Genomic DNA, 13,503 nt, shown 5'->3' on the forward strand with positions numbered 1-13,503 from the left:
TCAAGCCCTTGTATAAACCGCACTTCGGCTTATGATGTAATCAAATTGTTATCAAATGTGCGTGTGATGATTAAAACAAAAACCCGAGCCTATTTCTGGGCAACTTTGGTGCTGTCGGTTTCCTCTTTTTTGGTGTTTGCCAATCTGTATGTGGTGCAGCCGCTGTTGTCGTTATTTGTCGAACGCTACGGCGTATCGCTGAATGTCGCGAACGGGATCTTTGCTGCAGCGTCGCTCGGCATGAGTCTGTGCCTGATTCCGTGGGCGCTGTTGGCAGATCGCTATGGACGGCGGCTTGTGATGTTGCTGAGTTTGAGCTTGAGCGCGCTGTTTTCGTTTTTATTGGTGTTCAGCGATTCGATCACCGCTTGGATTGTGTTGCGCTTTTTGCAAGGCATTGCTTTAGCAGGCTTGCCGGCGGTGGCGATTGCTTATATCAGTGAGGAATTTGAAGCCGACGCGGTGATTCCGGCGGTCGGGATTTATATCGCCGCCAATTCGATCGGCGGCATTTCCGGGCGGATTCTCGGTGGCTTGCTGGCTGAGATATTCGGCTTAAACGCACCGATGATTGTGACCGCACTTTTCACTCTTGGTGGCGCGTTGTTGACCTATTTCTGTTTGCCGAAAGAGCGGCATTTTACGCCGCAATCGCTGGCATTCAAAACCATTCTTGCCAATCTTTGCGGGCATATCAAAAATCCGCTGTTATGGCGCACCTTCTTAATCAGCGGCATCTGTTTCGGCATGTTCGTGAATATGTTTTCGGTGATCGGTTTGCGTTTGCAGCAAGCGCCGTGGCTGCTCAGCACGTTGCAAGTCTCGCTGTTGTTCCTGTGCTATTTGAGCGGCACGTTCGCCGCCTCAATGGCGGGGCGCTTCAGCCGTCGTTTTAGCGCACCGCGCGGAATGTTTTTAGGCTGGCTACTGTTGATGTGTGGAATGTTGTTGTTGATCAGTCAGTCATTGTTGATTCTGATTACCGGGCTGTTATTGTGCAGCATCGGCTTTTTCTTCACCCACGCCCTTGCCAGCGCTTGGGTCGGCAAAAATGCCACTCACGCGCGCGCCTTGGCGTCGGCACTGTATCTTTCCAGTTATTATCTGGGCGCCAGTATCGGTGGTAACTATTTGTTGACCGTGTGGCAGCAGCTCGGCTGGTATTGGGTCGCTCCTTCGGCTATGCTGCTGTTATTGCTGGTGTTGTGGTTATTGTACGGAATGTTTAAACTGCAAAAATAGCCGTTTAAAGCACTTTCTACTGTCAACTTTTTAACACTTGCGTGTGAAAATTGCACAAAGTCGATTGCCAAGCCCAGAAATAATCAGTAAACTCAAACACCTTGTCTGAAAAGATAAGTCGACTTTATAAAAATATTAATAGTTTTTTATTTTGTTTATTTGGAAAAAAGCAGTTTTTTATTTTAATTTCTCTTAAAATTAAAGTGTTAATGCGCAGTGTTTTTGCAAATATAAAACATATTCGTCAAGCCTACTTGCCGTGGTGTTTTATTTTTTGAACAGCTTATTGCCAGATTGACCCATTGACTAAAGAAAGAACCTTGAGATCAACATTATGACAACCAACACAGAATCAATTCAAGACGAAGAAATTTCCAACTGGAGAACCAAGCTGAGCGCGTTGGGGCCGGGCATTTTAATGGCATCAGCGGCGGTCGGGGGATCGCACTTGATCGCTTCCACCCAATCCGGCGCGATTTACGGCTGGCAGTTAGCGATTATTATTATTTTGGCAAATCTGTTCAAATATCCGTTTTTCCGCTTCGGTGCACAATATACCCTGGATTCAGGTAATACTTTGCTAGAAGGTTATCGCCAAAAAGGGCAGTTCTATCTGTGGATTTTCACCATTATGAACGTGTTTGCCGCGATCATTAACACTGCGGCGGTAGGGCTATTGTGTGCGGTTATTCTTTCATTCATTTTACCGTTTAGCGTGCCGATGCCGATTTTGAGCACCATCGTACTGGCAATCAGCCTGTTATTGCTGTTGTTAGGCAAATATCGAGTGCTGGACGGCGTATCGAAAGCGATTATGATCAGCTTAACCTTGGCGACAGTGATTGCCGTGCTGATTGCGATGAGCCGTGGCGCGGTCGCACCGGCGGATTATGTTAGCGCAACGCCGTGGAACTTGGGCGCGTTAGCGTTTATCGTGGCATTGATGGGCTGGATGCCGGCGCCGATTGAGATCTCGGCGATCAACTCGATGTGGGTGGTGGCAAAACGCCGTTTGACTAACGTCTCTTACCGTGACGGTCTGTTTGACTTCAACGTCGGTTATATCGGCACGGCGCTGTTGGCGCTGGTTTTCTTGGCGTTGGGTGCATTGGTGCAGCACGGTTCGGGGGTGGAAGTTGAACGTGTCGGTGGTCGCTATATCGCACAGTTAATCAATATGTATGCGGTCACTATTGGTGAATGGTCTCGTTTATTGATCGCCTTTATCGCTTTCTGTTGCATGTTCGGCACAACAATTACTGTAATTGACGGCTATAGCCGTACTAACATTGAAGCCGCTCGTTTAATTTTGAATAAACAAGAAACCCGTCAAGGTTATCTGAACTTGTCAATGCTGTTTACTACGGTGTCGGGTCTAGTTGTACTGTTCTTCTTTAACAATGCGCTTGCGCCGATGCTGCAATTTGCGATGATCGCGTCGTTTGTGTCTACGCCGATTTTCGCTACCTTGAATTTATTGCTGGTGCTGAAGGGCGAACATAAAATCAGTAAAGGTTTATACTGGCTGTCGATTATCGGCTTGATCTACCTGACTGCATTCGCGTTGCTGTTTATCGTGCAGCAGCTTGGGTTGTTGGGATAAGCCAACCGCACTTTGAGTTCAAAAGGATAGCGTTTGCTATCCTTTTTGCATTTATGCGGTTAAGTAGAAAGCGCTGTCGAATTGTTCCGCTATCAGGGTTTTCATTGTCAGTCTCCATGAATGTCGCAACTGTGTTTGCTACTGTTATGAAATCAATATCGCATTGCCTCCCTCTGCCCTTCGGGCATCTCCCTCCGCAGGCGGAGGGAGACAAAATCAGCGATATCACCAATCATAGGCAACAATATTTCTTTCGCCCTCTCCGTTTACGGAGGGGGCTGCCGAAGGCTGGGGGAGGCATTGCGTACTATGTGAATCAGGTCGCGAAGTGCGGCTAGTGCAACACTTTCCAAAGATAAACCCCAAGTGCGGTACACAGCAGCGCGCCGCACAAATGGGCGAAAATCACTCCAATGCCGTTCAGCCATTTATCGTTCAGCAGTTTTTCGATCACTTCGCCGGAAAATGCTGAAAAAGTGGTGAAACTGCCGAGAAAGCCGGTCACTAAAAACAGCCGCCATTCGGCGCTGATCGCCGGAAATGAGATAAACACGCCGATTAACACGCCAATCAGCAGGCTGCCGAGGCAGTTGGCAATCAAGGTGCCGAGCGCAATTTGGCTCAGCAACGGATTGAGTAACAGCGACAGCGCCCAGCGGGCAATCGCGCCCAAACTAGCGCCGCCACATAACAGCAATAGCGTTTTCATACGCTAATACTATGCTTGATACGGCTTAGTATCAGCCAAACAAGGGTAACGCAGGTTCATTTGCTGCGCCCATTGGTCAAGCTGCGGCACGATTTCCGCCGGATTGACGCCGATAAAATTCAAGCGGAAATGGAAGAAATCGATCACGCATACCAGATACAGGGTGGCGATATTCAGTTCTGTGCCAATTTGGTCTAACCGCTGTTCCAAATAACGCAGCGAGCGGATATTGCGCTCAATTAGCTGCTGGTGGCGCAGATTCCACCACTCCGCCGGATCGCGCATCATGCGTTCGCCCAAATACAGCAAAGTGTTTTCCATAATACCGTCGGCAATCGCATGGAAATTCAGCACTTGCCAGCGGTTTTCGTCTTGCGGGAAAAGCGCGGTTTGGCTGCCTAAACTGTCCAGATATTCGGCAATCAGGCTGCTGTTAAATAGCCATTCGCCCTGATCGGTTTGCAGCGCAGGGATTCGCCCGAGCGGGTTGTCCTGATTGTGCGGCGATTCGGCTTTTGCCGCCACGTTCGGCAGCAGTTCAACTTGATTTTCTAATTGATGATGGGCAATCACTGACCGCACTTTGCGCACGAACGGGCTGGTGGTGGAGTACCAAAGTTTCATCTTGCACCTCGTTTAGCTTAACTTAAATAATGCACGCAGATAGGCGGCGACCGATTCGTCACGATTCAAGCCGATTTGCTGCAAGTGCGGTAGCGCGTTTTTCACTCTCGGATCGGCATTGCGCATCACGCAGCCGCGCCCGACTTCGGTCAGCATCTCTATGTCGTTCATGCCGTCGCCGAACGCGATGCAGTCGCTTAATTCGTAGGCGCGATCTTGCAGCAAATGCGCCAGCGCGTGCGCTTTGGTCACTCCTTGATTCATAATTTCCAGACAGATCGGAGTGGAGTAGGTCATACTGACTTTTTCGCCGTATTGGCGACGAATTTGCTGTTCAATCGGCGATAAATCCTCGGCGGTTTTGCCGATAAAAAATACCTTTTCGGTGCCGCGCCCGTGGTGGCGGGAAAAATCGATCACCTGATAATCAAAGCCGGAATCTTTGTGGTATTTGCGCAGTTGTTGCAAATCAATATTGATAAACCAGCCGTCGTCTTGATAGGAATTGAGCACCACGCGCTGCGGGTCAAATTCCAGATTCATCAGCTCGAACGCAATGTCTTCCTGCAAGCTGTTGCTGTACAGCAGATTACCGTGCAAATCATGGATTCGCGCGCCGTTTGAGGTGATCATCGCCGCACGTTCCGATTCGATTTTTCTCAAAATATGCGAAACGTCAGTGTAATTGCGTCCGGAAGCCAGCACAATATCAATGCCTTGATCTTCCAAACGTTTAATGGTTTCGGCACTGTAGCTGCCGATGACGTGTTGATGAGTGAGTAGCGTGCCGTCTAAATCGGACACCACCGCCTGAAAAAGGTGATTGAAAGCCATACACAATCCTAGATAAAAGAGAAGGAATTGCGTTTTATGATAGCAAAGTGCGGTGATGATTGTTGGATTATTTTTGTTTCTTTAACAAGTGAACGTTGATTGTCTTACTTATTGCAACGTTGCTGCTACCGGCTGTGCCAATACCCAAGGCGCCAACACCACTGCCCACATCAGTTGATTTTGCTGATAAAAATCCAGCGCTTGCGATTCGCTGACCGGATAAATTCGTTGTTGCTCGATCAGCTCGGCAATATAGCGGCTGTTGTCTTGCAACATCGCTTGCGTCACTTCGATTAAATCCAATTGCGGTTCGACATACAGCACCCTGCCGCGCGCAAAGTGCGGTTGCAATTCATGCCAGTGAATTTTAGCGGTTTGTTGGTTGAGATCGGTTGGGTTTTGCATAACAGATTCGGTTATCAATTTGAGTGAGAAATCCGCTATCGGATTTCGTTTAACAGAAACCCGATAGCAATCTAGACAAAGCTGAATTACGCCGACCGCACTTTGGCATTTGCAATCGCTTCCGCCACGCGCTGTGGTGCGACACCGCCTTTGGCGCAGCGTTTGTCGAGGCAGGATTGCAGCGACAGAATCGGATACACATCGTCAGCAATCACTTGGCTGAATTGCTGAAATTCCTCCAAGCTCAGCGCTTCTAACGCTTTTTGTTGCTGAATCGCATACACCACCGCTTCACCAACGATATGGTGCGAATCACGGAACGGAATGCCTTTGGCGACCAAGTAATCCGCAAGTTCGGTGGCGTTGGAGTAGCCTTTCAGTGCCGCGTCGCGGGTGCGTTCCGTGTTGACTTTAATGTCTTCCAGCACCAGCGTTGCCATGTCTAAACAGTCATGCCATGTATCCAGCGCATCGAAAATGCCCTCTTTGTCCTCTTGCATATCTTTGTTATACGCTAGCGGTAAGCCTTTCACCGTCATTAACATGCCATTTAATGCCCCAACGACACGCCCGGTTTTGCCGCGGATCAGCTCGCACGCATCAGGGTTTTTCTTTTGCGGCATCAGCGAAGAGCCGGAAGTAACCTTATCGGACAATTCAACGAAATTGGCTTCGCCACTGTTGAAGATAATCAAATCTTCCGCAAAGCGAGACAAGTGAACCATGCTGAGTGATGCCACTGACAGCAGTTCGATAATGTGATCGCGATCAGAAACCGTATCAAGGCTGTTGTGCGTGGCGGAAGCAAAGCCCAAATCCTGTGCCAGCTGTTCACGATCAATCGGATACGCCGTGCCTGCCAGCGCGCCGCAACCCAGCGGGCAGCTGTTCATGCGTTGATACGCATCGGCAAGGCGGCTGTAATCACGTTCCAACATTTCAAAATAGGCTAAACACCAGTGGGCGAATGTCACGGGTTGCGCACGTTGTAAATGGGTGTAACCCGGCATAACCGCACTTTGATTGGCTTCGGCGGTGGCGACCAGTTTGCGTTGCAATTGGCGGATAGATTTTTGCAATTCGGTCACTTGCTGCTTGCACCACAATTTGATGTCTAACGCCACCTGATCGTTACGGCTGCGCCCGGTATGCAATTTTTTGCCCAGATCGCCCACTTTTTCAATCAGCTTGCTTTCCACCCAGCTGTGAATGTCTTCGTGATCATCTTGCAAAATAATTTGCGGATCAGCGGCGACTAGGCTATGCAGCTCTTGCAGTGCGTTTTCCAATTGCTGCTGTTCGGCAGCAGTCAACACGCCCACCGCAGTTAAGGCTTTCGACCAGCCGATTGAGCCCTCAATATCTTGTTCTGCCAAACGGTAGTCAAAAACCAATGAGTCGTTAAATTGTTTAAACCGTTGATCCGCCGCTTGCGTGAAGCGTCCGCCCCAAAGTGCCATAGTGTTCCTCTTTTTGTGATTAAATCGTGTTATTCAGTTTTTATAGTGTATTGTGTTTGATATATCGTTTTTCCCTCCCTCCCCATTTTTTTACAAAAATGGTACTCCCTCCGCTTGCGGAGGGAGGGAAATAACAGGCAGAAAATCCACCTTGTTATTATTTTTTCTCCCTCAGCAATTGGAGGGAATAATAACCAGTAGAAAACTTACCTTGTTATTATTTTTCGCTCCTTCCGCAGGCGGAGGGAGCTGTCCGAAGGACTGAGGGAGGGAAATTGTAATATTCCCCTGACACCTTAAATTCGAATCCGTGTCCCCACAATCTCGCCGCTTAAAAGTGAGGTCAGCTTATCAGGGTGTTTCCAGTTGGCGATGTCCACGCCACGCCCTAAATCTTTCGCCGCTTCCAACGCCGCATTGACTTTAACGATCATGCCGTCGGTGATCACCTGATCAGCGATTAACTGAGCAATTTGTGCGCCATTCAATTCCGGAATCCGCTGTTTATTGGCATCAAGCACCCCGTCCACATCGGACAACATCACCAAATCGGCATCGAGCAACTTGGCAATGGTGATTGCCGCTTGATCGGCATTCACGTTCATCAACCGCCCTTGATCATCTAAACCGATTGAACTGATGATCGGCAAGAAATCCGCTTGCAGCAGTTGTTGCAACAGTGTCGGATCGTGCGGAATTACATTAGCAACGTGCCCTAAATCCGGATCGAACTGCTGTGCGCGTGTCATATTGCCGTCAGCTAAAAACAGTCCGACTGCGTTCAGCTGCATGGTCAGAGCTTTTGCCAACAGGGTTTTATTTGCCGTGCCTGCCAGTGCGCCGACGATAATGTCGATCTGATCGCTTGGCGTGATGCGCAAACCGTTTTTCTTGCTCACCGGCAGATTCAATTTTTTCATCAAATTATCCACCACGATTCCACCGCCGTGGACGATCACAATCGGGCGGTTATGCTGACGGCGATAGTCGGCAAGTGCGGTCAGCAGGTTATCCATCGCTTGCGGGGTGTCGAGCAGCACGCCGCCGACTTTCAATACTAATGCGTTCATGATCTGTCCTGTTTTAAAATAGCCCTAAGGTTTCAGGGAAGTTGTAGCGAATATTGGCACACTGCACTGCCTGTGCCGATGCACCTTTCAGCAAGTTGTCTTCTGCGCCTACAATAATAATGTGGCTGTCTTTCACTGCAAACGCAATATCGCAGAACGGGGTGAATTCCACCTGTTTAATCGACGGGAAGTTGCGTCCGCACAGGCGCACCAGTGGGCGACCTTGATAGGCTTGTTCAAATGCCTGTTGCACCTGCTCGGCGGTCACGCCTGCTTTCAGTTTGGCGGTGATGGTGGCTAAAATGCCGCGTTTGAAATTGCCCAAGTGCGGTGTGAAAATCACTTCACAACCCAAATGGGTGGCGATTTCAGGCTGATGACGGTGGTTGAACACGCCATACGGATTCAGGCTCACTTCGCAAAAACTGCTGGTTAAACTGGCTTTGCGTCCCGCACCACTCACACCGCTGACGGCGTTGATCACCGGCAATTGCGAACGGTCGATCAGATCGCTTTCCAACAACGGTTTCAAACTCAATTGCGACACGGTTGGATAACAGCCCGCCACCGCGACCAAATCGGTCTGTTTAATCTGCTCGTGGTTCCATTCCGCCAAGCCGTAAACCGCACTTTGCAATAGTTGCGGATATTGGTGAGTGAAGCCATAATAGTCGGTATAAAATTCCGCTTTGTTGACACGATACGCCCCCGAGAGATCAAACACCTGACAGCCTTGTTCAAGGAAAATCGGCGCATAATCGTGGCTGACTTCGTGGGCGGTGGCAAGGAACACGGTGTCAAATTGGCTTGCCAATTCGCCGATTGCTTCGTTGCCTGCCGGCAATGGTTGCAACGGCAGATCGACCACGCTTTTCAATTGCGGGTATAATGCCGAAATCGGTTTATTTGCATCGGCGCTGTTGCTGGAAACATACAATCCGCTCAGTTCAAAATTCGGGTGGCGGTTTAAAATCAGGGCAAGTTCTGCGCCGGTGTAGCCGCTGGCGCCGACAATGATGGCTTTTAATTTTGACATGGGGTACGCTAGTCCTTATAACAGAAAAGTTAACGCTATTGTATGTGATTTATACCGGATTTGCACTCACCGTGAGCGCAAACTGAACAATGCTTAATTATGCGATAATTTGCATAATTATACAAGATTAAAGCAAATGATAATTTAAGGAATAACTATGGCAGTGCCGCAATTTCTCGATTTATACCGCACTTTGATTGGGTTGCCGACCATCAGCAGCTTAGAGCCGACGGAAGATCAGTCTAACCGCATTCTGATTGAAACGCTGGCGGGCTGGTTGGATTCGCTAGGCTTTAAAACCGAGATGATTGCGGTCGAAGGTTCTCGTGATAAATATAACCTGCTTGCCACCTACGGCGAGGGCGAGGGCGGTTTGTTGCTTGCCGGCCACACCGACACTGTGCCGTTTGATGAAGGGCGCTGGACGTTTGACCCGTTCAAGCTCACCGAAAAAGACGGCAAATTTTATGGTTTAGGCACGGCAGACATGAAAGGCTTTTTTGCGTTTATTGTCGACACCGTGGCGAACATGGATTTGACGTTGCTCAAAAAACCGTTGCGGATTTTGGCAACTGCCGATGAAGAAACCACCATGCTCGGTGCACGCACCTTTGCACAGCACAGCTACATTCGCCCCGATTGTGCGATTATCGGCGAGCCGTCATCACTGAAACCGATTCGCGCGCACAAAGGCTACATGGGCAATGCGGTGCGGGTGATCGGCAAGTCTGGGCACTCCAGTGATCCCGATAAAGGGGTGAATGCGATCGAAATTATGCACCACGCCACCGGCAAGCTGATTGATCTGCGTAATCATTTGCGTGAAAAATACCGCCATGACGGCTTTGCAATTCCATATCCGACCATGAATTTCGGCAATATTCACGGCGGCGATGCGCTTAATCGGATCTGCGCCTGCTGCGAATTGCAATTCGATATTCGCCCGTTGCCGAATTTGGAATTGAAAGATCTGAATGAAATGATGCAACACGCCTTGCAACCGCTGATCGAACGCTGGGGTGATCGGGTGACCCTGACCGCACTTTATGAACCGATTCCGGGTTATGAATGCGCCCACTCGGCACAAGTGGTGCAAGTGGTGGAAAAACTGTTGGGTGAAAAAGCTGAAACCGTGAATTACTGCACCGAAGCGCCGTTTATTCAACAACTGTGCCCGACACTGGTGCTCGGACCTGGTTCAATCGAACAAGCGCACCAACCCGATGAGTTTTTAGAAAGCCAATATGTGCAACCGACCAGAGATCTACTGGCGAAGCTGATTGGTCATTTTTGCGGGTAGACGCTGATTAGTCTTATCTTCGCCCCTTCCACGTGCGGAGAGAGTGCTATTTAGTTGCCACAATCCAGAATGAAATTACATCATAGCTATCTAATAAATAAAGGAAATGTTATAAGTGCGGTTTATGCTGGGCTAGCAAGCCCGGCCTACGGCAAGTACCGAAAATCCACTAATCTAACGGCTGACACTTAGGACAATAAAAACTATTCCGCTGCCCGATAACCGCACTTTCGATTTTATTGCCGCAAGTCGGGCAAGGCTCACCGGCTTTGCCGTAAATATACAACTGCTGTGCGAAATAACCCGGGCGACCGTCGGGTTGAATAAAATCTTTAAGCGACGTGCCACCTTGACGAATCGCGTCGCGCAACACCAACTTTATTTGCTCAACTAATTGCGTACACTGCGCTTGTGTCAATTGCTTACTTGGTGTGAGTGGATGAATGCCGCACAGAAACAGCGTTTCATTGGCGTAAATATTGCCCACGCCGACCACTACCGCATTGTTCATAATAACCGACTTGATCACCGTGTTTTTATTGCGGCTTTTTTGCCAAAAATACTCGGCATTAAACGCCTCGGAAAGCGGCTCGGGGCCGAGCTTGGCAAACAGCGGAAAATCCGCCAGGCTTTTCGTCCACAACCAGGCACCGAAACGACGCGGATCGTTATAGCGCAGGATTTTGCCGTTGGCAAAAATAAATTCCAGATGATCGTGTTTATCGCGTACCGCACTTTGCGTCGGATCGTCGGCATCGACCACGCGCAGCGAGCCGGACATTCCCAAATGTCCGATAATATAGCCCTGCTCGGTTTCTAAAATCAGGTATTTAGCACGGCGCTGTAAACCGTTGACGCGCACGTTATACAGCTCGCTCAGCTCGGGGCTGACTTCCCAACGCAGTTTCGGGCGGTGGACGCGGATTTGTTCGATATATTGCCCCATCACATAGGGCGCAATGCCGCGCAGGGTGGTTTCGACTTCAGGTAATTCAGGCATAATGTATTATTCGCTCCAGGATCAAGAACCGCTATTTTACCTAATCCTGATTTTTCTTTCAGCTGTTGATTAAATCGGGTATAGTTTGCTTTTCTTTGTTTCTTTGTTTCTTTGTTTCTTTGTTTCTTGGTGTCGGGCAGCTTAATCGTGGCAATTGGCGCGCAAAATGCGTTCGTGTTGAAACAGGGCTTGTTGAAACGGCATACCTTTTGGATCGCGCTTACCTGCTTTTTGTGTGATTTTGCGCTGATTTGCGTCGGCGTGCTGGGGCTTGGCAGCCTGATCAGCCAAAGCCCAAGCGCCACGCTGGCGTTAGCCGCTATCGGTGCGCTGTTTTTGCTGGTGTACGGTGCGCGCGCGTTTCGTAGCGCGTATCGAGGCAACAGCGGGCTGAATCTCGATCCGCAAGACGACAAGCCGCAAAGTGCGGTTAAAGCGGTGTTGGTCACGCTTGGTTTCACGCTGCTCAATCCGCACGTCTATCTGGATACGGTGGTGATTATCGGCGGAATTGCCTCAACACTGCTGTTTGAACAAAAAATCCAATTTTTGATCGGTGCGGTGTTCGCCTCCGGCTTATGGTTTTTCAGCCTCGGTTATGGCGCCCGCCTGCTGATCCCACTGTTTAAACGCCCGATCACCTGGCGGATTCTGGATTTCGTTATCGGCTGCGTGATGTGGCTAATTGCCTTCAGCCTGATTCGCTACGCTTTAACGCTTGTGTAAGTGCGGTTAAACCGCACTTTTGGCGCTAAAATGTCTTTTCAAAAATCAGATTGGCATTTTTCTGGCTATAGGAATACATCGACGGCAGGTTGCTGTCTTGTTTTTTCCAGCTGAAATGCAGTTTAGGGGTGATGCCCCACAAATGCCAATCACGCTTCCAGAGCGTCAGATTCACACTGTAAATTTTGTCGTTCCGCGCTTTGCCGAGCTGCAATATTTTGCCTAAGCGCGCCTGCTCTTTGTAGTTTCGTTGAGCATAGGCAAAGCCTAAACGCGACGAAATGCCCCATTGCCACTCCTGCCCCCAGCCCAAGCGCACTGTTCGGGTGTTGTTGCGGTATTGCAGCTCACGCGTTTTTTCACGGTTATAATCGGCGCCAAGATAAAAGAACTGGCGCGGGTTGCGCAGCCAAAGCAGGGTTGCGGAAGCCAGTCGGCTGTGTCCGTTCAGGGTTTGGCTGTCGTAGTAATGCTGTTCGGCGTGTTCAAGTGCGGTGGAAATTTGCCAGTTGTTATTTAGCCAGCGGCGATATTCGCCACGCACACCGTTTGCCTATTTATAGGATTGATTGCCATACCAGCGTTTTTCATAAAATGGCAACACAGCCCAAGTTTGCACCGCACTTTTATGCTTATAGCCGAGGTAAGTGCGGTTATAAATATCATCATACGCATGATTGTCCCAAAAATTCTTGCCGAACAATTCGGTGCTGAAATGCAGATAGTGCGAGCCATTGAGGTTGAAATCTCGTTCTAAATTAAACGAATAGGCAATGCCGTGCGCAGATTGCGGCAACATACTGTCGCCTTTTTGTATGCTGTCAAAATTGGTATTCTCAATATAGGGATTGGAGGAGGCATTATTAACATTATTAACATTGCTATCGCGCAGATAATAAGCGCTAATGCCGCTTTGCCAACCGCTGCGTTGTTGCAGCGCATTTAAATATGCCGCAATCACCTGCCGAATGGGCTGCGGCACGCCGACCGCACTTTGCGCTTTTTCAAATTGATCGCGCGCGGCGTTGTCTTGGTGATCATGAAACAGGGCTTTCGCCAGCTCAATCCGCACCGGATTGAGCTCTGGATTGACGGCTAAAATTTCGCGCAAATGTGCAATAGCAAGCGAATAATCTTTTGCCAGCTGCGCCAGTGTTGCCTCGGAAAAGCGAGCCAGAATCGGATCATGCTGTGGGAAAGTGCGGTAAATCGCGAGCAGTTCTTGGATTAATTCCGGATTATGTTGCTGCAATGCCAGATTGAGCCAATCTTGGGTGAGTTGCAGATTTGATAGCAACAGTTCACGCTTCAGTTTTGCCAATTCGACGCTGTTCGGCGCTTGTTCATCAATCGGAATGCTTGGTGGCGCTGGCTGTGCAACATTTTGAATGTTTTCGGGCAGTAGCGGCTGATTGATCGATTCTGGGGCTTGTGCCATCGTACTGGAAATAGCAAGTGCGGTTAAAGTGAGAGTAGCAAGGCGTTTTTTCATGG

Annotated in this window: 12 protein-coding genes and 1 pseudogene; 4 read left to right on the forward strand and 9 right to left on the reverse strand. The window is 49.3% G+C overall.

The window, feature by feature from the left end:
• Positions 1-66: 66 nt before the first annotated feature.
• Positions 67-1,242 carry an MFS transporter gene (locus tag ACUHGC_RS04720; RefSeq protein ID WP_446834489.1) on the forward strand — a complete coding sequence of 392 codons (1,176 nt, stop codon included), beginning with the start codon at positions 67-69 and terminating at the stop codon, positions 1,240-1,242.
• Positions 1,243-1,576: 334 nt separating this feature from the next.
• On the forward strand, positions 1,577-2,845 hold the full coding sequence (locus ACUHGC_RS04725; protein WP_446834490.1) for an NRAMP family divalent metal transporter: 1,269 nt from the start codon (positions 1,577-1,579) through the stop codon (positions 2,843-2,845).
• Positions 2,846-3,179: 334 nt separating this feature from the next.
• Here the strand turns inward: ACUHGC_RS04725 and crcB are convergent, their stop codons facing one another.
• The 7 genes from crcB to argC form a co-directional block, all read right to left on the reverse strand.
• Entirely contained in the window at positions 3,180-3,554 is a 375-nt protein-coding gene (gene crcB, locus ACUHGC_RS04730; RefSeq protein ID WP_446834491.1) for a fluoride efflux transporter CrcB, read from the reverse strand.
• Between the two features lie 9 nt (positions 3,555-3,563).
• Entirely contained in the window at positions 3,564-4,178 is a 615-nt protein-coding gene (locus ACUHGC_RS04735) for a glutathione S-transferase N-terminal domain-containing protein (RefSeq protein WP_446834492.1), read from the reverse strand.
• 12 nt (positions 4,179-4,190) lie between these two features.
• Positions 4,191-5,012 carry a Cof-type HAD-IIB family hydrolase gene (locus tag ACUHGC_RS04740; protein ID WP_446834493.1) on the reverse strand — a complete coding sequence of 274 codons (822 nt, stop codon included), beginning with the start codon at positions 5,010-5,012 and terminating at the stop codon, positions 4,191-4,193.
• Positions 5,013-5,120: 108 nt separating this feature from the next.
• Positions 5,121-5,417, reverse strand: a complete 297-nt coding sequence (locus tag ACUHGC_RS04745; protein ID WP_446834494.1) for a DUF2288 domain-containing protein — start codon at positions 5,415-5,417, stop codon at positions 5,121-5,123.
• A gap of 86 nt (positions 5,418-5,503) precedes the next feature.
• On the reverse strand, positions 5,504-6,877 hold the full coding sequence (argH, locus tag ACUHGC_RS04750; protein WP_446834495.1) for an argininosuccinate lyase: 1,374 nt from the start codon (positions 6,875-6,877) through the stop codon (positions 5,504-5,506).
• Positions 6,878-7,173: 296 nt separating this feature from the next.
• The gene (gene argB, locus ACUHGC_RS04755) at positions 7,174-7,947 is read right to left on the reverse strand and encodes an acetylglutamate kinase (RefSeq protein WP_446834496.1); all 774 of its coding nucleotides are present in this window, start codon (positions 7,945-7,947) and stop codon (positions 7,174-7,176) included.
• Positions 7,948-7,960: 13 nt separating this feature from the next.
• The gene (gene argC / locus ACUHGC_RS04760) at positions 7,961-8,983 is read right to left on the reverse strand and encodes an N-acetyl-gamma-glutamyl-phosphate reductase (protein ID WP_446834497.1); all 1,023 of its coding nucleotides are present in this window, start codon (positions 8,981-8,983) and stop codon (positions 7,961-7,963) included.
• A 157-nt stretch (positions 8,984-9,140) separates the two neighbouring features.
• Between argC and argE the strand changes: the two genes are divergently transcribed.
• Positions 9,141-10,283 (forward strand): acetylornithine deacetylase, encoded by a 1,143-nt coding sequence (argE, locus tag ACUHGC_RS04765; RefSeq protein ID WP_446834498.1) that lies wholly within the window; start codon positions 9,141-9,143, stop codon positions 10,281-10,283.
• A gap of 169 nt (positions 10,284-10,452) precedes the next feature.
• Here argE and mutM read toward each other — a convergent pair whose 3' ends face one another.
• Positions 10,453-11,283, reverse strand: a complete 831-nt coding sequence (mutM, locus tag ACUHGC_RS04770) for a bifunctional DNA-formamidopyrimidine glycosylase/DNA-(apurinic or apyrimidinic site) lyase (protein WP_446834499.1) — start codon at positions 11,281-11,283, stop codon at positions 10,453-10,455.
• A 147-nt stretch (positions 11,284-11,430) separates the two neighbouring features.
• Between mutM and ACUHGC_RS04775 the strand changes: the two genes are divergently transcribed.
• The gene (locus tag ACUHGC_RS04775) at positions 11,431-12,009 is read left to right on the forward strand and encodes a LysE/ArgO family amino acid transporter (protein WP_446834500.1); all 579 of its coding nucleotides are present in this window, start codon (positions 11,431-11,433) and stop codon (positions 12,007-12,009) included.
• Positions 12,010-12,034: 25 nt separating this feature from the next.
• On the opposite strand, the pseudogene ACUHGC_RS04780 reads toward ACUHGC_RS04775, so the two are convergent.
• Positions 12,035-13,501: pseudogene (locus ACUHGC_RS04780) on the reverse strand (surface lipoprotein assembly modifier).
• Between the last annotated feature and the right edge of the window lie 2 nt (positions 13,502-13,503).

This window comes from Testudinibacter sp. P27/CKL/0425 (genome assembly GCF_052931395.1).

What these genes read in the sequence shown, in the direction of transcription:
- ACUHGC_RS04720 (WP_446834489.1), top strand. Translation starts at nt 67, where the DNA reads ATGATTAAAACAAAAACCCGAGCCTATTTCTGGGCAACTTTGGTGCTG.
- ACUHGC_RS04725 (WP_446834490.1), top strand. Translation starts at nt 1,577, where the DNA reads ATGACAACCAACACAGAATCAATTCAAGACGAAGAAATTTCCAACTGG.
- crcB (WP_446834491.1), bottom strand. Translation starts at nt 3,554, where the DNA reads ATGAAAACGCTATTGCTGTTATGTGGCGGCGCTAGTTTGGGCGCGATT.
- ACUHGC_RS04735 (WP_446834492.1), bottom strand. Translation starts at nt 4,178, where the DNA reads ATGAAACTTTGGTACTCCACCACCAGCCCGTTCGTGCGCAAAGTGCGG.
- ACUHGC_RS04740 (WP_446834493.1), bottom strand. Translation starts at nt 5,012, where the DNA reads ATGGCTTTCAATCACCTTTTTCAGGCGGTGGTGTCCGATTTAGACGGC.
- ACUHGC_RS04745 (WP_446834494.1), bottom strand. Translation starts at nt 5,417, where the DNA reads ATGCAAAACCCAACCGATCTCAACCAACAAACCGCTAAAATTCACTGG.
- argH (WP_446834495.1), bottom strand. Translation starts at nt 6,877, where the DNA reads ATGGCACTTTGGGGCGGACGCTTCACGCAAGCGGCGGATCAACGGTTT.
- argB (WP_446834496.1), bottom strand. Translation starts at nt 7,947, where the DNA reads ATGAACGCATTAGTATTGAAAGTCGGCGGCGTGCTGCTCGACACCCCG.
- argC (WP_446834497.1), bottom strand. Translation starts at nt 8,983, where the DNA reads ATGTCAAAATTAAAAGCCATCATTGTCGGCGCCAGCGGCTACACCGGC.
- argE (WP_446834498.1), top strand. Translation starts at nt 9,141, where the DNA reads ATGGCAGTGCCGCAATTTCTCGATTTATACCGCACTTTGATTGGGTTG.
- mutM (WP_446834499.1), bottom strand. Translation starts at nt 11,283, where the DNA reads ATGCCTGAATTACCTGAAGTCGAAACCACCCTGCGCGGCATTGCGCCC.